This is a genomic window from Nonomuraea sp. B208, from assembly GCF_057536035.1.
In genome coordinates this window covers 103,557-121,905 of sequence record NZ_BAAJOU010000034.1, presented here as the reverse complement: position 1 = coordinate 121,905, position 18,349 = coordinate 103,557, and the positions used below count along the sequence as shown (strand labels likewise).

The window sequence follows — 18,349 nt, the reverse complement described above, 5'->3', positions numbered from 1 at the left end:
AGTCCTTTTCGTGCTTTATGGGAGAGCCGCGGAGACCACCGCCGTCACGCTCCTGCTCGACTCGGCCCGCGACGGTGAGGGCGGCGCTCTGGCGCTGCGCGGGGAGGCCGGCGTGGGCAAGTCCGCCCTCCTCGACCTGGCCGCCTCCCTCGCGGCCGCGAGCGGGATGCGGGTGCTGCGCGCCGACGGCATCGAGCCGGAGTCCGACCTCGCCTTCGCCGCCCTGCACCAGCTCCTGCGCCCGGTGACCGGCCTGCTGGACGCGCTGCCGGGTCCGCAGCGCGACGCGCTCTCCGCGGCCCTCGGCCTCGCGGACACCCCCCACTCCGACCGGTTCCTGGTGGGGGCGGGGGTGCTGTCGCTGCTGGCCGAGGCGGCGGCCGCGGACGGGCTGCTGTGCCTGGTGGACGACGTCCAGTGGGTGGACAGGGCCTCGGCCGACGCCCTGCTGTTCGCGGCCAGGCGGCTGCGCACCGAGCGGGTCGCCGTGCTGTTCTCCGTACGCGGGGACGCTCTGCTCAAGGGCGTGCCCGAGCTGCGGGTCGGCGGCCTCGACGAGGAGAGCTGCGCCGCCCTGCTCGCCTCCGGCGGGCCGGTCGCGCCCGACGTCGTACGGCGGCTCACGGCACTGACCGGGGGCAACCCGCTCGTGCTGCGCGAGGGCGTGGCCGCGCTGTCGCCGGCGCAGCTCGCCGGGCAGGCTCCCCTGCCGGATCCGCTGCCGGGGGGCGCGCAGCTGTTCGGCGAGCAGGTGGCCAGGCTGTCACCGGAGGCCCGGCGGTTCCTGCTGGTCGCGTCGCTGGAGGCGGAGCTGGCCCTCGTCGTACGGGCCGCCGGGGAGGCGCTGCACGAGGTGGAGGCCGCCGGGCTGGTGACCGTGGCCGACGGGACGGTCAGGTTCCGGCACCCGCTCGTCCGCTCGGCCGTGCACGCCGCCGCCACGTCGGCCGAGGTACGGGACGCGCACGTCACCCTGGCCGGGCTGGTGGACGGCGACCGCCGGGCCCTGCACCTGGCCGCCGCCGCCCTGGCCCCGGACGAGACGGTCGCCGCCGAGCTGACCGCCGCCGCCGGACGGGCCCGTACGCGCGGCGGCCACGGGGACGCGGCCACCGCGCTCGCCCGCGCCGCCGAGCTCACCCCCGACCCCCTGCGCAGGGCGGAACGGCTCAAGGACGCCGCCACCGCCGCCTGGCTCGCCGGCCGCCCCGGCCAGGCCCAGACCCACCTCGCCGAGGCCCGCGAGCTGGCCGAGCACGGGGAGGGCGGGCTGCTGGAGGAGATCGCGCAGCTGCGCGGCCGGTTCGAGCTGAACAGCGGCGACGCCTCCGAGGCCGTCAGGATCCTGGCCGCCGGCGACGGCATCGAGATGCTGGCCGACGCCTCCGAGGCCGCCAGCTATGTGGGCGACGTCGCGGCCATCGTGGAGCTGGGCCGCCGGGCGCGGGCGCACCCGCCAGGCTTCCTCCGCGACGTGGTGGCCGGCATCGGCGCCATGCTGGAGGACGGCAGCGGCGGCGAGCTGCTGCGCGGGGCGCTGGCCCGCACCGGCGAGCTGACCCTGGCGGCGGAGCTGCTGTGGGCGTCGGCGGCGGCCAGCTATCTCGGGGAGGCCGACGTCTCCGCCGAGCTGGTCGAGCGGGCCGGGCGCGCGGCCCGCGTGTCGGGGATGGTCGGGCAGCTCCCGGTCGTGCTGGAGTTCGTGGCCACGGGCGAGCGCTTCAAGGGCCGCCTCTCGGAGAGCGCCGCCGTCGCCGAGGAGGGCCTGCAGCTCGCCCGCGAGGCCGGCTACACCAACTCCGTGGCCGCCCACCTCGCCAACCTGGCCGTCGTGGCCGCGCTGCGCGGCGAGGAGGAGCGCTGCCGCGAGCTGGCGGAGGAGGCGCTGTCCATCGCCGTCCCGCACCGGATCGGCCTGCGCGCGGGCGTCGCCGGGTACGCGCTGGCGCTCCTGGACCTCGGCCTCGGCCGGTACGCGGCGGCGCACGCCAGGTTCGCGGCGCTGGCCGCGGCCGGCCCCGGCGCGGGCCATCTCACGGTGACCTGGCGTTCCACCCCGGACCGGGTGGAGGCCGCCCTGGCGGCGGGCGAGCAGGAGGCGGCGGCGGAGGCGCTGGCCGCGTACGAGCAGTGGGTCGCCAACGCCGTCACCGACGAGGCGCGGGCGCTGCTGGCCCGCTGCCGCGCCCTGCTCGCCGCCCCCGGCGCGGACGCCGAGCTGTTCGAGGAGGCGCTGCGCCGGCACGGCGAGCCGATGGAGCGGGCGCGCACGGCGCTGCTGTACGGCGAGCGGCTGCGCCGCGCGCAGCGGCCCGGCCAGGCGAGGAACCACCTGCGGGCGGCGCTGGAGACCTTCGAGCGGCTGGGGGCGGCTCCTTGGGCGGAGCGGGCCCGCGGCGAGCTGCGCGCGGCCGGCGAGGCGGCCCGGCCCGCCGCCGACGACCCGGAGACCGTGCTGACGCCGCAGGAGCTGCGCATCGCGCGGCTGGTGGCGGAGGGCGCCTCCAGCAAGGAGGTCGCGGCCCGGCTGTTCCTCAGCCCGCGCACGGTCGAGTACCACCTGTACAAGATCTATCCCAAGCTCGGCATCACGACCCGTACTGAACTGGCCGGGCTACTGGTGAAGGCCAGTAGTCCTACGGAAGGCGTCCGCGCCCGCGCCGGGCAAGCTTGAGCACATGACAACGAACATGATCGAGACCGACGGCGTGGACCTCTGGACCGAGGAGTTCGGCGACCCGGCGCACCCGCCGATCCTGCTGGTGATGGGGTCGATGTCGCAGGGCGTCCTGTGGCCGGACGAGCTCGTCGGGCGGCTGGTCGCCGCGGGCCGCCGGGTCATCAGGTACGACCACCGCGACACCGGCCGCTCGGCCACCTTCGACTTCGCCGAGCAGCCGTACACCTGGCACGACATCAAGGACGACGTGCTGCGGGTGATGGACGCCTACGGGCTCGAGTCCGCGCACCTCGTCTGCCACTCGGCGGGCGGCCTGCTCGGCCAGTTCATCGCCGTGGAGCGACCGGAGCGGGTGCGCACCCTCACCGTGATCGGCTCCTCGCCGCTGGGCGGGCACGAGGGCGAGACCATCCTGCGGGCGCTCACCGGGCAGCCGCAGCCGGAGGGGAGCCTGCCGCCGCCCCGGCCGGAGTTCACGGCGTACTACACGCGGCTGATCACCGCGCCGCCGCCCGCCGACCGGCGCGAGCAGGTGCAGCGGATGATCGACGAGGCGCGGGTGCTGCACGGCACCGCGCTGCCGTTCGACGAGGACGCCGAGCGCCGGCTCCAGGAGCGGGTGCTGGAGCGGGCCCGTGACCTGTCGTCGGTGGCCAACCACCGTCTGGCGCACGCGGCCTGCCCGGACTTCGAGCCGGAGGGCGTGCTCGGGCGGGTGCAGGCGCCGACGTTGGTGATCGAGGGCACGCACGAGCCCGCCAAGCCCGGGCACGGAGCGCTCATCGCCGAGCAGATCCCCGGCGCGGAGCTGCTGATGATCGAAGGGATGGGGCACATGATGCCGCCCCAGGTCCACGCGGAGCTGGCCGCCGCGATCATCCGCCACACGGCGCCATGACACACGCCGCCATGGCAGACCGGGCGATGACACACGGCGCCATGACCGACCGGGCCATGACCCGCCGACGTCACGCCCGGGCGTGTCGCGAAATGCGCGCCCGGGCGTGTCGCGGGACACACGCCGCCCGGCTCCGGCGCGGCGGGCACCGGCCCGCCCTGCCGGGCCGGGCGGGTCATCGCCCGCGCTCGGGCTCCCGCTCCGGCACCGTGGAGGGGTAAAGCTCCTCGCGCCGCGTGTCGGCACCCAGCTCCTCGCGAAGCCGGTCGTAGTCGATGTTGTGGTTGGCGTACTTCAGCTGGCGAGCGACCTTCGTCTGCTTCGCCTTGGCTCTTCCTCGACCCATGGCTACTCCCTAGTCCCCGGCGTCATACTATCCAACGACGTTACGACTTGAAGAATTATGCAACTGCACTGGATTAGTCTGGGCAGTATGCACGTGGAGGTCTATCAGGCCAAGGCCGACTTCTTCCGTACGCTCGGCCACCCCGCTCGCATCAGAGTGTTGGAGCTTCTTCAGGAAGGGCCCCTACCCGTCAGGGACCTGCTGGCCCAGATCGACATCGAGCCGTCGAGCCTTTCCCAGCAGCTCGCGGTCCTGCGCAGAGCGGGGATCGTGAGCGCCATCCGCGAGGGCAGCACGGTGGTCTACACGCTGGCCACGCCCGAGCTGGCCGATCTGCTCGGCGCCGCCCGCCGGATCCTCACCGACATGCTCGCCGACCAGGGGGAGCTGCTCGCCGAGCTGAGAGCCGAGGTCACCTAGCCGCCAGACGTCGCACGCGCTTCGGATACCAGGCCGTGAAGACGGCGGGCAGCGCGAACGAGAGCACCTTGACGGCGACCACCGCCGTGGTGGCGTGCGGCGCGGCCGCGAGGACGATGGTCAGCGAGATCGCCGCGGCGGTGAAGGCCGCCGCCCAGACCGCCGTGATGACCACGTTGACGCGGCGGAACCTCGGCGTGTCCCAGACCTCGCGGGGCGTCGCCGCCCGCGCGATGCCCAGCGTGAACGGCCTGCCGATGGCCAGCGAGCCCCAGGCCGTGCCGGCCAGCCACACGTTGACCAGCGCGGGCCCGTACGGCGTGAGCGGCGAGTGCGGGGCCGCCAGGGAGAGCGCTGTCAGACCGGCGAAGAACAGCGCCGCGCTGGTCTCGATGACCATCTCGTCCCAGCCCCGCCCGGCCCGCCGGTCCACCAGGACGAGCCCGGCCGCGATGACCAGGCCGGCGATGGCGCCCCAGCGCCACTCGTCGCCGGTCGCGATCACGGCGTAGACGATCCAGGGCAGGAAACCGAGCAGACCACGCATGACCCCGAACCTTCCGACATTCCTATTGTGACAGGTCGAAGCTAGACCCTCCTTCTTCGACATGTCAACATAGGAACGTGAGTCTTCGACACGCCGTGCTGGGACTGCTCTCCGAGGGACCCGCGAGCGGCTACGACCTGATGAAGCTGTTCGACGTCTCGCTGTCCAACACCTGGCCGGCCACGCAGAGCCAGCTCTACGCCGAGCTGGGCAAGCTCGCCGACGCCGGCCTCGTCACGGTGGCCGCGGAGGGGCCGCGGGGCCGCAAGGAGTACGCGATCACCGAGGACGGCCTGGCCGAGCTGCGCCGCTGGATCACCGACGTCGAGCCGACCCGGGTCAACCGCAGCGACATGCTGCTCCGGGTGTTCTTCCTCGGGCGGATCCCGCCCGAGCGGGCCCGGGCCTACCTGCGCGAGCAGGCCGACCTCGCGGCCGAGCGGCTGGCGCACATGGAGGGCATCCGCCCGTTCGTGGAGAGCGGCACCGACGACCTGTCCCGTTACGGCCGCATCGCCCTGGAGTACGGCCTGCGCCTGAGCCAGGTCCAGCGGGAGTGGGCCGAGTGGGCGGAGAGCCAGATCAAGTAGGCTCCTGCCATGGTCTCCGAGCTGTTCGATCCCAAGGCGTGGCAGGCGGTCGAGGGATTCGACTTCACCGACATCACCTACCACCGGGCGGTCGACCAGGGCACCGTGCGCATCGCCTTCAACCGGCCCGAGGTGCGCAACGCCTTCCGCCCGCAGACGGTGGACGAGCTCTACCGGGCGCTCGACCACGCCCGGCAGACGACCGACGTCGGCTGCGTGCTGCTCACCGGCAACGGCCCCTCGCCCAAGGACGGCGGCTGGGCCTTCTGCTCCGGCGGAGACCAGCGCATCCGGGGCAAGGACGGCTACCAGTACGCCGACGGCTCGGCCTCGACCGGCCGCCTGCACATCCTGGAGGTGCAGCGGCTCATCCGCTTCATGCCGAAGGTCGTGATCTGCGTGGTGCCCGGCTGGGCCGCGGGCGGCGGCCACAGCCTCCACGTCGTGTCCGACCTCACGCTGGCCAGCGCCGAGCACGCCCGCTTCAAGCAGACCGACGCCGACGTCGCCAGCTTCGACGGCGGCTTCGGCTCGGCCTACCTCGCCCGGCAGGTCGGGCAGAAGTTCGCGCGGGAGATCTTCTTCCTCGGCGACACCTACACCGCCGAGGACGCCCACCGCATGGGCATGGTCAACCGGGTGGTGCCGCACGCCGAGCTGGAGAGCACGGCGCTGGAGTGGGCCCGCAAGATCAACGGCAAGTCGCCGACCGCGCAGCGGATGCTCAAGTTCGCCTTCAACCTGATCGACGACGGGCTGGTCGGGCAGCAGGTGTTCGCGGGCGAGGCGACGCGGCTCGCCTACATGACGGACGAGGCGGCCGAGGGCCGTGACTCGTTCCTGGAGAAGCGCGAGCCCGACTGGTCGCCCTTCCCCTGGCACTTCTAGGGCGGGCCGTCAGGCCATCCGCAGGACGATCTTGCCCTGGATGTGGCCGCGTTCCGCCCGCTCGTGGGCCTTGGCGGCGTCGGCGAGCGGGAAGACGCTGTCGACGCCGACCCGCAGCCGGCCGGCGTCGGCCAGGCGGGCCAGCTCCGCCAGCTGCGCGCCGTCGGAGCGCACCTGCCCGAACACGAAGGTGATGCCCAGCTCGGCGGCGCGGTCGCGGTGATACTCGCCCAGGAAGACGGGGCTGATGGTGCCGCCTCGTCTGACCACCGCGAGGAACCGGTGCCCGTGCGGGCCGCCGACGGTGTCGAAGAGGTGGTCGACGCCGCGTACGACGTCCTCGGCGGCGGTCACCGTGTAGTCGACGAACTCGTCCACGCCGAGGTCGCGCAGGAAACGTTCGTGGCCCCCCGAGGCGACGCCGATCACCCGGGCGTCCTTCGTCCTCGCGAGCTGGACGAGGAAGTGGCCGACGCCGCCGGCCGCGCCGTTGACCAGCACGGTCCTGCCCGGTTCGAGCCGGACGAGGTCGAAGAGGAACTGGTAGGCGGTGAGCCCGGCCATCGGCACGCCCGCCGCCTCGACGTGGTCCAGCGCGGCCGGCTTGCGGGCCAGGTGGGAGGCGGGCGCGGTGGTGTACTCGGCGTAGGCCCGGCCACCGCCCTCGGGGAAGCGCAGCAGGCCGAACACCTCGTCCCCGACCTGCCACTCGGTGACGCCGGGGCCGAGCGCGGCGACCACGCCCGAGACGTCCGTGCCCGGGGTGAAGGGCAGGGTCCGCTTCGGCCGTAAGTCCTCGGGGATCACCGAGTAGCCCGATCTGGCGTACCAGTCGGGCGGGTTGAGCCCGGCGGCGTGGACGCGGACGAGCACGTCGCCCGGCCCCGGCTCGGGGACCGGGACCTCCTCGGGCACCAGCACCTCGGGCCCGCCGACCCGGTGCACGCGGACGGCGGTCATCATCTTCTCGGGCATCGTCTTCTCGGGCATCGTCTTCTCGGGCATGGTGATGTCCTCTCCGGTACGATGTGGAGCACTGCTCCGCAATATAACCGGAGCAGTGCTCCACATACAATGGGAACGGATCACGTGACGGAGAAGCAGACCCGCGCCCCCCGCCTGGACGCGCGCCGCAACCACGCGCGCATCCTGGAGGTGGCCCACGCCGTCGTCGCCGAGCAGGGCACCCAGGCCTCGCTCCGCGACATCGCCCGCCGCGCCGGCATCGGCCTCGGCACGCTCTACCGCCACTTCCCGACCCGGGACGAGCTGCTGGAGACGCTGCTCGGCGAGCGCTTCGACCGGCTCGCCGCCACGGCCGCCGCCCTGGAGACCACGCGCACGCCGGCGGACGCCCTGACCGAATGGCTGGCCGAGTACGCCGCCTTCACCACCGTCTACCGGGGCCTGACCAGCTCGGTGATGACGACGCTGGAGGACGAGAACTCCTCGCTGCACGCCTCCTGCCTCGCCATGCGGCAGACCGCGGGCCGGCTGCTGAGCAACGCCCAGCAGGCGGGGCTGGTCCGCTCCGACGTGACGGGGACCGACCTGTTCGCGCTGGTCAACGCCGTCGGCTGGATCGCCGAGCAGGCCCCGTCGCTGTCCGCCCGGCGCGACCACCTCCTCGGGCTCGTCCTCGACGGCCTGCGCCCGGCGGCCGGTCGCCCGTGAGGATCGTGGTCCCGGAGGCGCTGACCGCCTCGCACGTCAAGTGGGACGGCGAAGCCGGCCGCGCCTGGTCGGCCGGGCTGCCCGCGCTGGCCGAGCGCTACCTGGAGGAGTGGGAGCTGCGGCCGGACGGCGAGCCCGGCCACGGCGTGGTGTCCCTGGTGCTGCCGGTGATCCGCGCGGACGGCACGCAGGCCGCGCTCAAGCTGCAGCCGGTCAACGACGAGAACGCCACCGAGGCCGTCGGCCTGCGCGCCTGGGACGGCGACGGCGCGGTCCGCCTGCTCGCCGCCGACCCCGCCACCGGCACCCTGCTGCTGGAGCGCCTGCACGCCGAGCGCTCGCTGTCGGCGCTGCCCGACGACCTGGCGGCGCTGGAGATCCTCACCGCCCTCCTCGCCCGCCTGACCGGCCGTCCCGCCCCGTCCGGCCTGCGCCGCCTGGCGGACATCGCCCAGGACATGCTGGACGACGTGGACCAGGCGCTGACCGCACTGCCGCGCGAGCCGGACCGCCGCCTGCTGCGCCACTGCGCCGGCGCGCTCGCCGAGGTCGTGGCCGAGCCCGGCGACCGGCTGCTGCACTGGGACCTGCACTACGACAACGTGCTGGCGGCCGACCGCGAGCCGTGGCTGGCCATCGACCCCAAGCCGCTGGCCGGCGACCCCGGCTTCGACCTGCTGCCCGCGCTGCACAACCGGTGGGACGACCTGGTGGCGACCGGCGACGTGGGGCGGGCGGTGCTGCGCCGCTTCGACCTGATGACGGCCGGGCTCGGCCTCGACCCCGGCCGCGCGGCCCGCTGGACGCTGGGCCGGGTGCTGCAGAACGCCCTGTGGGACGTCAAGGCAGGGGCGGACCACCTCGCCGAGACACACGTCGCACTCGCCACCGCCCTCCGCCCCCGCCTCTAGACCGGCCGGCACCGCCGCCGGCCCTACGGCCGGCCGGCAACGCCGGCCTGGGCCGCACGATCGCCGGCTCTAGAGCGTCAGCACGACCTTGCCCCGGCCGTGGCCGGTCTCGATCTCGCGGTGGGCCTCCGCCGCCTCCGCCAGCGCGTACGTCCGCCGCACCGTCCAAACGAACCGCCCCTCGGCGTACAGCCTGGCGTAGCGCCCGAGCCGCTCGGCCGTGCGCTCGCCGCGCACCGTCCGCACCCCCAGCCCGGCGGCCCGCCCGTGCTCGACCAGCGTGACGACGCGGCCGGGGTCGGCGACCAGCTCCAGCGAGACCTCCAGCGCGTGGCCTCCCGCGCCGTCCAGAGCGGCGTCCACGCCGCCGGGCGCGAGCGCCCGCACCCGGTCGGCCAGCCCCTCGCCATAGACGACCGGCTCGGCGCCGAGCTCGCGCAGGTGCTCGTGGTTGACCTCACGGGCGGTGCCGATCACCCGCGCGCCGCGCATGCGGGCGATCTGCACGGCGGCCGTGCCGACGGCTCCGGCCGCGCCGTGCACGAGCAGCGTCTCCCCCTCCTTCAGCCCGAGCTCGTCGAGTGCCAGCTCGGCGGTCTGCACACCGGCGGTCAGCCCGCCGGCCACCTCCCAGGGCACACCGGCCGGCTTGGGCGCCACGTCCGTCGCGGGCACCACGACGTACTCGGCGTAGGCGAACAGCCGGGAGAAGCCCAGCACCTCGTCCCCTGCGGCCACGCCGCGCACGCCCTCCCCGACCTGGTCCACCACCCCGGCGAACTCGTTGCCGGGAATGCGGGGGAAGCTCACCTCGCCCAGGTACGGCGGCAGCCAGCCGCCCCGTACCGCCGTGTCGAAGGGCTGCACCCCGGCCGCCCGCACCCGCACCCGCACCTCGCCCGGCCCCGCCTGCGGGGCCGGCAGCTCCATCACCTTCAGCACTTCGGGGCCGCCCGGCGTGGCGAACGCCGCGGCCCTCATCGACTCAGTCATGGGACCAGCGTGCTACCTCAACCTAGGTTGAGATCAAGCTGGCCAGACTTCGCATCCCATTTCGGGAACTTTCCTCTTTACTCGCACTTTATATAGATATAGTCCGTCGAGACATCGATACGGGGATGGACACAACGGGGCAAGATGGGCGAGTTCTTCAGCGCGGTGTTGAGTTTTCCGACTGTCGTTTTCAGCTTCCTTCTCGTGGTGGTCGTCGGTTATTGGCTCATCGTCGTCACCGGCGTTCTGGAGCTGGACGACGGCGACGCCGTCTGGCTGGGCCTCGGAGGAGCTCCGGCCGGCGTCACGCTCTCCCTGCTGATCGCGCTCGCCTGGCTGCTGTGCCTGATCGGCAGCCAGGTCGTGAGCGGCGGCCCGCTGATCGCCGTGCCCTTCGCCGCCGCCGGCCTCGCCTGGCTCGTCACCCGCGGCCTGCTCAAGCCGCTGCGCCGGCTGGTCCCTGACGGGGACCGGCACTCGCGCGGCGACTTCGTCGGCCGGCCGTGCGTCATCCGCACCGGCTCGGCGACCCCCGACTTCGGCCAGGCCGAGGTCACCGCGACCGACGGCTCGACCGCGCTGGTGCAGGTCCGTACGACCGGCGCCGACCGCCTGTCCCGCGGCGAGCGGGCCCTCATCTTCGACTACGACAAAGACGGCGAGTTCTTCTTGGTCATGCCGCACGAAAGTGGGTTTTGATGGACGTCATCTCGACAGGGTTCGGGGTATTCCTAGCGGTTGTCCTGGTTGTTGCGATCGGTCTGATCGTCATCATCGGCCGGCTTTTCCGTAAGGTCGAACAGGGCAAGGCGCTCATCGTCTCGAAAGTCAACAAGGTGGACGTGACGTTCACGGGCGCGGTCGTGCTGCCCGTCGTCCACAAGGCCGAGGTCATGGACATCTCGGTCAAGACCATCGAGATCGAGCGGACCGGCCGCGAGGGCCTGATCTGCCGGGACAACATCAGGGCGGACATCAGGATCACCTTCTTCGTCCGGGTGAACAAGACCGCCGAGGACGTCATCAAGGTCGCCCAGGCCATCGGCACCGCGCGCGCCAGCGACGAGGCCACGCTGCAGGCGCTGTTCAACGCGAAGTTCTCGGAGGCGCTGAAGACCGCCGGCAAGCACCTCGACTTCGTCGACCTCTACACCAAGCGGGACGAGTTCCGTGACGAGATCGTCCGGCTCATCGGCACCGACCTCAACGGCTACAGCCTGGAGGACGCCGCCATCGACTACCTGGAGCAGACCAGCATGGTCCAGCTCGACAAGAACAACATCCTCGACGCGCAGGGCATCAGGAAGATCACCGAGCTGACGGCCATCGAGCACGTCCGCACGAACGAGTTCCAGCGCCAGGAGGAGAAGGAGATCACCCGCCAGAACGTCGACGCCCGCGAGGCCATTCTCGAGCTCCAGCGCCGCCAGGCCGACGCCGAGCTGAAGCAGCGGCGCGAGATCGAGACCGTCAAGGCCCGCGAGGAGGCGGAGATCGCCCGCGTCCAGGCCGAGGAGCGGCTGCGCGCCCAGAGCGCCAACATCAAGGCCGACGAGTCGATCGGCGTCCAGCGCGAGAACCTCGCCCGCGAGGTGGCCGTCGCCGAGAAGAACCGCGAGCGGGTCATCGCGATCGAGAGCGAGCGCATCGAGAAGGACCGCGTCCTGGAGGTCATCGCCCGCGAGCGGGAGACCGAGCTGTCGCGCATCGCCAAGGACAAGGAGGTCGAGTCCGAGAAGCGGCTCATCGCCGAGGTCATCCGCGAGCGCGTCGCCGTCGACAAGACCGTGGCCGAGCAGGAGGAGGCCATCAAGCGGCTGCGCGTGGTCGAGGAGGCCGAGCGCACCCGCCAGCAGGTCGTCATCGCCGCCGAGGCCGAGGCCCAGGAGAACCTGGTCAAGGACATCAAGGCCGCGGAGGCCGCCGAGGCCGCCGCGAAGTTCAGGGCCCGCGAGGAGCTGGTGCTGGCCGAGTCCCGTCAGCAGGCCGCCGAGCTGGAGGCGCGGGCCAAGATCCGGCTCGCCGAGGGCGTGCAGGCCGAGGCCGCGGCGAGCGGGCTGGCCCAGGTGCAGGTCAAGGAGCGCGACGCCGCGGCCATCGAGAAGGTCGGCCGCGCCGAGGCCGTTGCGCTGCGCGAGAAGCTGACGGCCGAGGCCGCCGCGGTGGGCGAGAAGCTGAAGTCCGAGGCCGAGGGCCTCACCGAGAAGGCCGCCGCGCTGGCCGCGCTGGACGAGGCGAGCCGGGCGCACGAGGAGTACCGCCTGCGGCTGGAGGCCGAGAAGGAGATCAGGCTCAAGCACATCGACGTCTCCCGCGCCGTGGCCGAGTCGCAGGCCGGGGTGCTGGCCGCCGGGCTCACCAACGCCAACATCGACATCGTGGGCGGCGAGTCGACGTTCTTCGAGAAGGTCATCGGCTCGATCACGGCGGGCAAGGCCGTGGACGGGTTCGTGGAGCACTCGCAGGTCGCCACGGCGCTCGCGGCGCCGTACGTCAACGGGCAGGCCAGCATCGCCGCCGACCTCGCGCGGGTCGTCGGCGGGATCAGCACCGAGGACCTGAAGAACGTCACCGTCTCCGCGCTGCTCATGAAGCTCATCCAGGACGGCGGCCCGCAGGCCGGCGCCATGGGCGAGCTGCTGGACACCGCGCGCCGCCTCGGCGTGGCGGACTCCCCGGTGAACGCGCTGGCCGGGGCCAAGTGAGCGTGACGGGGACGGGGCTGGAGGCGGGGACGTACGAGGTTCTGCGGAACCGCCTCCAGGCCCAGGCCAAGGCCCTGGCGGCGGCCGCCGGGGCGCTCAACGGGGAGCGGCTGAAGGTGTTCGGCGGCGCGGAGCTGCGCCTGCTCGGCACCGAGCGCATCCGTACGGAGAACAACTGCGTCCCGAGGGACATCGTCTCGGTCGGCGGCGTGATGTTGTTCGGCTACAACGTCTTCATCGGGCTGAAGCCCGAGACGCGCGTGGCCGACGTGTTCGCCGTGCACCGCTTCAGCCGCGACGGCGACCGTTTCGGTTTCGCGGCGGACCGGCTGGAGGCGCTGGCCGATCCGGCGTTCGCCAAGGACTTCGCCGAGCTCTACCGCTACTACAAGGAGACCCGGCTCCAGCAGCTGCGCCGGGTGGACGGCAAGCTGCTGGCGGTGTTCAGGACAGGTCCGGCCGACCTGCGGGTGCTGCGCTGGGCCGTGGACGCGGCCGGCGTGCCGACCTACCTGGACAACCGGGGCGAGCGCGACCACGTCTTCCCGCCGTCGCACGACTTCGAGTGGACGCCGACCACCCGCGACGACCACGTCCTGGGCCGGCATCCGCACATCTCGATCGCGGGCGAGGTGTTCGTCGAGACCGTGGGCGGCGACCTCACGATCAAGATCGAGGACAACACCGAGACCGGCGCGGGCATCTACAGCGAGCCGGTCAGCGAGCCGCTGCAGAGCCTCGCCGACGCCGACGTCGAGTACGCCCGGGTGGGCCCGCTCATCCTCATGCGGATCCGGCCGTACAAGGAGACCGAGTGGCGGCACCTGGTCTTCAACACCCGTACGAAGGCCGTCGACCGGCTGGACGGCATCGGCCAGGCGTGCCGGCGCCTGCCCGAGGACCAGGGCTTCATCTTCCCCGGCGGCTACTACCTGTCGACCGGGGTCAGCAGGACGTTCGACACGGACGTGAGCGACCTGGAGTTCGAGCGGGTGGTCCGGGCGCCCAACGGCGAGGACGTGCTGTACGTCTTCCACGCGCGGGAGGACGGGCGCTCGCTGCTGCTGCCGTACAACGTGATCAGGAAGGAGGTGGCCACGCCCATCGTCTGTCACGGGTACTCGCTCTTCGACGACGGCACGATGGTGGTCTTCCGCGCCACCTCCGAGGAGCCGACCCGGGTCCACCCGATGCAGGTGTGGCAGACGCCGTACGTCTCCGACACCTTCGCCGCCGCCCAGCCGGCCGGTGACCATCCGCTGGAGCGCATCGGCAACGCCGAGCTGGTGCGCGGCATCTCCGACTGCCTGTCCGTGGCCAGGATGGTCGAGGAGATGGCGCCGTCGGCGGGGACGTTCGAGGGGCTGATCGCGGCCTGCGCGCGGGCCTTCGACTCCTACCACTGGCTCGGCGAGCACGGCCTGCACGGGCCGCTCGCCGACGTACGGGCCACCGCCGAGCAGGTGCTCGACGAGTACGAGAACGTCGAGCAGCTCACCCGCCAGGCCCGCGACACCCTCGACCGGACCACGGAGGAGACCACCCACCTGGTCAGGCAGGCCCGCGCCGACAGCCCGGAGAGCGCCGACGCCTGGGTGAGCACGCTCGCCGCGCTGCGCAGGGCGCAGGGCCACCTGGTGACGCTGCGCGAGGTCCGCTACATCGACCTGGCCGCCCTGGACGTCCTGGCGGAGTCCGTGGCCGAGGAGCTGGCCGCGACCGGGCGGCGGGCGGTGGACTTCCTGTCCGGCGCGGACGCGTTCACCTCCTACCAGGCCGCCGTCGAGCGGCTGGCCGCCGAGGCCGCCGCGATCGCGACGGTCGCCGAGGCCGCGCCCGTCGCCGAGCGGCTGGCCGAGCAGGGCGAGGGGCTGGAGGTGGTGACCGAGGTCGTCGGCTCGCTGGAGATCGCCGACGCGACCGTGCGCACGTCCGTGCTGGCGCGCATCGCCGAGGTCCTGGGCGGCGTGAACCGGGCGCGGGCCCTCCTCGACGGGCGGCGGCGCGAGCTGCTGGGCAGCGAGGGGCGGGCCGCGTTCGCCGCCGAGTTCGCGCTGCTCGGCCAGGCCGTGACGGGGGCGCTGGCGGTGGCCGGCACGCCCGCCGCGTGCGACGAGCAGCTCGGCCGGCTCATGCTGCGGCTGGAGGGCCTGGAGTCGCGCTTCGGGGAGTTCGACGACTTCGCCGCGCAGCTCGCCGCCAAGCGGAACGACGTCTACGAGGCGTTCTCGGCGCGCAAGCAGGCGCAGCTCGACGAGCTGGCGCGGCGGGCCGACCGGCTGTTCGCCTCCGCCGAGCGGGTGCTGGGGGCGATCACCCGGCGGCTCGGGACGCTCACCTCTCCGGACGAGGTCAACACCTACTTCGCCACCGACCCCATGGTGGCCAAGGTGCGCGCGACGGCCGGGGAGCTGCGGTCGCTGGGCGACGCCGTACGGGCCGAGGAGCTGGACGGGCGGGTCAAGGCCGCCCAGCAGGAGGCGGGCCGGGCCCTGCGGGACCGCCTGGAGCTGTTCTCCGACGGCGGCGAGGTGCTGCGGCTCGGTCACCACCGTTTCGCGGTCAACACCCAGCCGATCGACCTGACGCTGGTCCCGCACGACGGCACGATGCACTTCGCCATCACGGGCACCGACTACCGCTCCCCCACGCCCGCCTCGTTCGCCGACACGCGGCCGTTCTGGGACCAGCTCCTCGTCTCGGAGACCGCCGACGTCTACCGCGCCGAGCACCTGGCCGCCTCGCTCCTGCCCGCCGTCGCCCCCGGCGCGCCGCTCGCCGACCTCGTACGCCAGGCCGCCGAGTCCCGCTACGACGAGGGCTACGAGCGCGGCGTCCACGACCACGACGCGGCCGCCATCCTGGACGTGCTGGTCCGGCTGCGTGAGAGCGCGGGGCTGCTCCGCTATGCACCGGAGGCGCGGGCGCTGGCCCAGCTCTTCTGGGCGTTCGGGACCGATGATGTTTCACGTAAAACATTCGCCACCCGGGCCGTGTCGCTGACCCGCGCCCGCGACCTGTTCGGTCCCACGCCCGCGCTGGACGCCCTGGCCGGCGAGCTCGGCGCGCTGATCGCCGCCTTCGTGGCGGAGCTGGGCACCGGTGCGGCGGAGGACACGGCGGCGGCCGGCGAGTACCTGGTCGAGGAGCTGGGGAGCGGCCCGGACGGGTTCGTGACCAGCAAGGCGGCCCGCGACGTCCTCGACGGGTTCCGCGCCGGCCTCGGCCCGGACCGGACGCGGGAGTTCGAGGAGGACCTGGAGGCGGTGCCGCTCCCCGAGCGGGTGCAGCTCGCCCACGCCTGGCTGACCGCCTACCACCAGGGCCCGGAGACGGCCGAGGCCGTCGCCGTGCTGCTCTGCGGCGACCTGCCCCGCCACGACTCCGGCGCCGCGACCACCGCCACGGTGACCGGCCTGCTCGGCTCCCACCCCCGCGTCAAGGACCGGGCGCTGGAGATCCGGCTGGAGGAGTTCCTGCCGCGCACCCGCCGCTTCCGCGAGGAGCGGGTGCCCGCCTACCGGGCCTACCAGCGCCGCCGCACCGAGCTGGTCGAGGCCGAGCGGGCCCGGCTGCGCCTGGAGGAGTACCGGCCGAAGGTGATGAGCGCGTTCGTCCGCAACCGCCTGCTCGACGAGGTCTACCTGCCGCTGATCGGCGACAACCTGGCCAAGCAGCTCGGCGCGGCGGGCGCGGGCAAGCGCACCGACCAGATGGGGCTGCTCCTGCTCATCTCCCCGCCCGGCTACGGCAAGACCACCCTCATGGAGTACGTCGCCAGCAGGCTCGGCCTCGTCTTCGTCAAGGTGAACGGCCCCGCCCTCGGCCACCGGGTCACCTCGCTCGACCCGGCCGAGGCCCCCGACGCCACCGCCAGGCAGGAGGTCGAGAAGATCTCCTTCGCGCTGGAGACCGGCAACAACACGCTGCTCTACCTGGACGACATCCAGCACACCTCGCCGGAGCTGCTGCAGAAGTTCATCTCGCTCTGCGACGCCCAGCGCCGCATCGAGGGCGTCTGGAACGGCCGCACCCGCACCTACGACCTGCGCGGCAAGCGGTTCGCGGTCTGCATGGCGGGCAACCCGTACACCGAGTCGGGCCGCCGCTTCCGCATCCCTGACATGCTGGCCAACCGGGCCGACGTCTGGAACCTGGGCGACGTGCTGTCCGGCAGGGACGAGCTGTTCGCGCTCAGCTACGTCGACAACGCGCTCACCAGCAACCCGGTGCTGGCCCCGCTCGCCGGCCGCGACCACGCCGACGTGGAGCTGCTGATCCGGCTGGCGAAGGGCGACCCTGCGGTCCGCCCCGACCAGCTCAGGCACCCGTACACGAAGCCGGAGCTGGAGCAGATCCTCGCCGTCCTCGCCAAGCTGACGCGGGTGCAGGAGGTCGTGCTGGCGAACAACCGGGCCTACATCGCCTCGGCGGGCCAGTCGGACGCGGCCCGCACCGAGCCGCCGTACCGGCTGCAGGGCTCCTACCGGAACATGAACAAGCTGGCCGAGCGGATCGTCCCCGCCATGAACGAGGACGAGCTGGAGGCGGTGATCGACGATCACTACCTGGGCGAGGCGCAGACGCTCACCTCCGACGCCGAGGCGAACCTGCTCAAGCTGGCCGAGCTGCGCGGCAGGCTCACCCCGGAGCGGGCCGAGAGGTGGGCGGAGATCAAGCGCGCCTACCTCAAGGCGAAGGCGCTCGGCGGCGCCGAGGACGACCCGGCCACCCGTACGGTGGGCGCGATCGGCCTGCTCGCCGACCGGGTGGGCGAGGTCGGGACGGCCATCAGGGAGGCCGGCCGGCTATAGGGCCGCGGCCACCGATGCGGGACTCGCGGGCAGCAGCGGCAGCCGTACGTCCGGGGTCGGGATGAGACCCCGGGCGTGCAGGACGCCCTTCAGGACGGTCGGGTTGGGCTCGGCGAACAGCGCGGCCGACAGAGCGGCCAGCCGGTGCCCGAGCGCGCGGGCGCGGGGCACGTCGCCCGCGTGCCAGGCGTCCGCCAGGTCGGCGAACTCGCGTGTGCGCAGGTGGGCCGAGGCGAGGATGCCGCCCGCGGCCCCCAGCGCCAGCATCGGCGAGACGTACGGGTCGTCGCCGCACAGCACCTCGAACCCGTCGAGCGGATCGCCGAGCAGGTCGAGCGCGTCCTGGTCGAGGCCGCCTGTCGCGTACTTGACGCCGGCGACCATCGGGTGCTCCCCCAGCCGGCGCAGCGTCGCCGCCCCGACCTGCTGCCCGGTGCGGTAGGGGATGTGGTAGATCACCAGCGGCACCGGCGTCTCCTCGGCCAGCGCCGTGAAGTGCGCCTCGACGCCGCGCTCGCCGGGCCGCAGGAACGACGGCACGGTCACCAGCGCCGCCCCCACGCCCTCCGGCAGGGCGCGCAGCGCGCGGGCCGTCGTGCGGGTGTCGCTCCCGCCCACCCCTACCGTGAGCAGCGCTCCGCGCCCCTCGCAGACGCGGGCGCAGGTCTCGATCACCAGGGCCCGCTCCTCCGGGTCGAGCGCGGCGACCTCGCCGGTGGTGCCGAGCGCGACCAGCCCGGCCGCGCCGTCGTCCAGGACCTGGGAGGCGAGCTTCTCGACGGCGTCGGCGGCCACCTCGCCCTCCGGCGTGAACGGGGTGACCAGCGGCACGTGGATTCCTCTCAACATGCCTCCGAGCCTGGCCCCTGCCCACCGTTAAGGT

At 73.2% G+C, this 18,349-nt stretch carries 15 protein-coding genes; 10 read left to right on the top strand and 5 right to left on the bottom strand.

The genetic code is table 11. The features are described 5' to 3' along the window. The first annotated feature begins 10 nt into the window (after positions 1–10). Together AC27IY_RS47820 and AC27IY_RS47815 are read left to right on the top strand one after the other, a co-directional pair. A complete protein-coding gene (locus AC27IY_RS47820) occupies positions 11–2,674 on the top strand; it encodes a helix-turn-helix transcriptional regulator (protein WP_487181955.1) in 2,664 nt (887 codons plus the stop codon). A gap of 4 nt (positions 2,675–2,678) precedes the next feature. Continuing rightward, the gene (locus tag AC27IY_RS47815) at positions 2,679–3,578 is read left to right on the top strand and encodes an alpha/beta fold hydrolase (protein ID WP_487181954.1); all 900 of its coding nucleotides are present in this window, start codon (positions 2,679–2,681) and stop codon (positions 3,576–3,578) included. Between the two features lie 175 nt (positions 3,579–3,753). On the opposite strand, the gene AC27IY_RS47810 is transcribed toward AC27IY_RS47815, so the two are convergent. After that, the gene (locus AC27IY_RS47810) at positions 3,754–3,924 is read right to left on the bottom strand and encodes a DUF3073 domain-containing protein (RefSeq protein ID WP_423451550.1); all 171 of its coding nucleotides are present in this window, start codon (positions 3,922–3,924) and stop codon (positions 3,754–3,756) included. A gap of 87 nt (positions 3,925–4,011) precedes the next feature. Between AC27IY_RS47810 and AC27IY_RS47805 the strand changes: the two genes are divergently transcribed. After that, the gene (locus tag AC27IY_RS47805) at positions 4,012–4,344 is read left to right on the top strand and encodes an ArsR/SmtB family transcription factor (protein WP_020542962.1); all 333 of its coding nucleotides are present in this window, start codon (positions 4,012–4,014) and stop codon (positions 4,342–4,344) included. Here the strand turns inward: AC27IY_RS47805 and AC27IY_RS47800 are convergent. Continuing rightward, on the bottom strand, positions 4,337–4,891 hold the full coding sequence (locus AC27IY_RS47800) for a hypothetical protein (RefSeq protein WP_449947560.1): 555 nt from the start codon (positions 4,889–4,891) through the stop codon (positions 4,337–4,339). The two genes, AC27IY_RS47805 and AC27IY_RS47800, sit on opposite strands and share 8 nt — an antisense overlap. A 77-nt stretch (positions 4,892–4,968) precedes the next feature. Here AC27IY_RS47800 and AC27IY_RS47795 point away from each other — a divergent pair, with 77 nt between their 5' ends. Together AC27IY_RS47795 and AC27IY_RS47790 are read left to right on the top strand one after the other, a co-directional pair. Next, on the top strand, positions 4,969–5,481 hold the full coding sequence (locus tag AC27IY_RS47795; protein ID WP_344208823.1) for a PadR family transcriptional regulator: 513 nt from the start codon (positions 4,969–4,971) through the stop codon (positions 5,479–5,481). 9 nt (positions 5,482–5,490) lie between these two features. After that, complete coding sequence (locus AC27IY_RS47790; RefSeq protein ID WP_344208825.1) at positions 5,491–6,369, top strand: 1,4-dihydroxy-2-naphthoyl-CoA synthase; 879 nt, start codon at positions 5,491–5,493, stop codon at positions 6,367–6,369. 9 nt (positions 6,370–6,378) lie between these two features. Here the strand turns inward: AC27IY_RS47790 and AC27IY_RS47785 are convergent, their stop codons facing one another. After that, the gene (locus AC27IY_RS47785; RefSeq protein WP_487181953.1) at positions 6,379–7,374 is read right to left on the bottom strand and encodes an NADP-dependent oxidoreductase; all 996 of its coding nucleotides are present in this window, start codon (positions 7,372–7,374) and stop codon (positions 6,379–6,381) included. An 84-nt stretch (positions 7,375–7,458) separates the two neighbouring features. Between AC27IY_RS47785 and AC27IY_RS47780 the strand changes: the two genes are divergently transcribed. Then, positions 7,459–8,043, top strand: coding sequence for a TetR/AcrR family transcriptional regulator (locus tag AC27IY_RS47780; RefSeq protein ID WP_487181952.1), 585 nt, complete (start codon positions 7,459–7,461; stop codon positions 8,041–8,043). After that, positions 8,040–8,954 (top strand): aminoglycoside phosphotransferase family protein, encoded by a 915-nt coding sequence (locus AC27IY_RS47775; RefSeq protein ID WP_487181951.1) that lies wholly within the window; start codon positions 8,040–8,042, stop codon positions 8,952–8,954. The genes AC27IY_RS47780 and AC27IY_RS47775 overlap by 4 nt, the downstream gene beginning before the upstream one ends. A gap of 69 nt (positions 8,955–9,023) precedes the next feature. Here the strand turns inward: AC27IY_RS47775 and AC27IY_RS47770 are convergent, their stop codons facing one another. Then, a complete protein-coding gene (locus AC27IY_RS47770; RefSeq protein WP_487182047.1) occupies positions 9,024–9,935 on the bottom strand; it encodes an NADP-dependent oxidoreductase in 912 nt (303 codons plus the stop codon). Positions 9,936–10,151: 216 nt separating this feature from the next. Here AC27IY_RS47770 and AC27IY_RS47765 point away from each other — a divergent pair, with 216 nt between their 5' ends. The 3 genes from AC27IY_RS47765 to AC27IY_RS47755 are packed head-to-tail and all read left to right on the top strand — an operon-like array spanning position 10,152 to position 17,466. Beyond that, entirely contained in the window at positions 10,152–10,646 is a 495-nt protein-coding gene (locus tag AC27IY_RS47765) for a hypothetical protein (protein WP_423451557.1), read from the top strand. Continuing rightward, positions 10,646–12,652: a flotillin family protein gene (locus AC27IY_RS47760; RefSeq protein ID WP_423451558.1), complete on the top strand. Its 2,007-nt coding sequence runs from the start codon at positions 10,646–10,648 to the stop codon at positions 12,650–12,652. Before AC27IY_RS47765 ends, AC27IY_RS47760 begins: the two co-directional genes overlap by 1 nt. After that, positions 12,649–17,466 (top strand): DNA repair ATPase, encoded by a 4,818-nt coding sequence (locus AC27IY_RS47755; protein WP_487181950.1) that lies wholly within the window; start codon positions 12,649–12,651, stop codon positions 17,464–17,466. The genes AC27IY_RS47760 and AC27IY_RS47755 overlap by 4 nt, the downstream gene beginning before the upstream one ends. On the opposite strand, the gene AC27IY_RS47750 is transcribed toward AC27IY_RS47755, so the two are convergent. Further along, positions 17,461–18,315: a dihydrodipicolinate synthase family protein gene (locus AC27IY_RS47750; RefSeq protein WP_487181949.1), complete on the bottom strand. Its 855-nt coding sequence runs from the start codon at positions 18,313–18,315 to the stop codon at positions 17,461–17,463. The two genes, AC27IY_RS47755 and AC27IY_RS47750, sit on opposite strands and share 6 nt — an antisense overlap. Positions 18,316–18,349: the final 34 nt, after the last annotated feature.

Excerpts from the sequence above, each read along its gene's own strand:
- AC27IY_RS47785 (WP_487181953.1), bottom strand. The coding sequence starts at position 7,374 with ATGCCCGAGAAGACGATGCCCGAGAAGACGATGCCCGAGAAGATGATG.
- AC27IY_RS47790 (WP_344208825.1), top strand. The coding sequence starts at position 5,491 with ATGGTCTCCGAGCTGTTCGATCCCAAGGCGTGGCAGGCGGTCGAGGGA.
- AC27IY_RS47770 (WP_487182047.1), bottom strand. The coding sequence starts at position 9,935 with ATGAGGGCCGCGGCGTTCGCCACGCCGGGCGGCCCCGAAGTGCTGAAG.
- AC27IY_RS47800 (WP_449947560.1), bottom strand. The coding sequence starts at position 4,891 with ATGCGTGGTCTGCTCGGTTTCCTGCCCTGGATCGTCTACGCCGTGATC.
- AC27IY_RS47815 (WP_487181954.1), top strand. The coding sequence starts at position 2,679 with ATGACAACGAACATGATCGAGACCGACGGCGTGGACCTCTGGACCGAG.
- AC27IY_RS47810 (WP_423451550.1), bottom strand. The coding sequence starts at position 3,924 with ATGGGTCGAGGAAGAGCCAAGGCGAAGCAGACGAAGGTCGCTCGCCAG.
- AC27IY_RS47760 (WP_423451558.1), top strand. The coding sequence starts at position 10,646 with ATGGACGTCATCTCGACAGGGTTCGGGGTATTCCTAGCGGTTGTCCTG.
- AC27IY_RS47805 (WP_020542962.1), top strand. The coding sequence starts at position 4,012 with ATGCACGTGGAGGTCTATCAGGCCAAGGCCGACTTCTTCCGTACGCTC.
- AC27IY_RS47750 (WP_487181949.1), bottom strand. The coding sequence starts at position 18,315 with ATGTTGAGAGGAATCCACGTGCCGCTGGTCACCCCGTTCACGCCGGAG.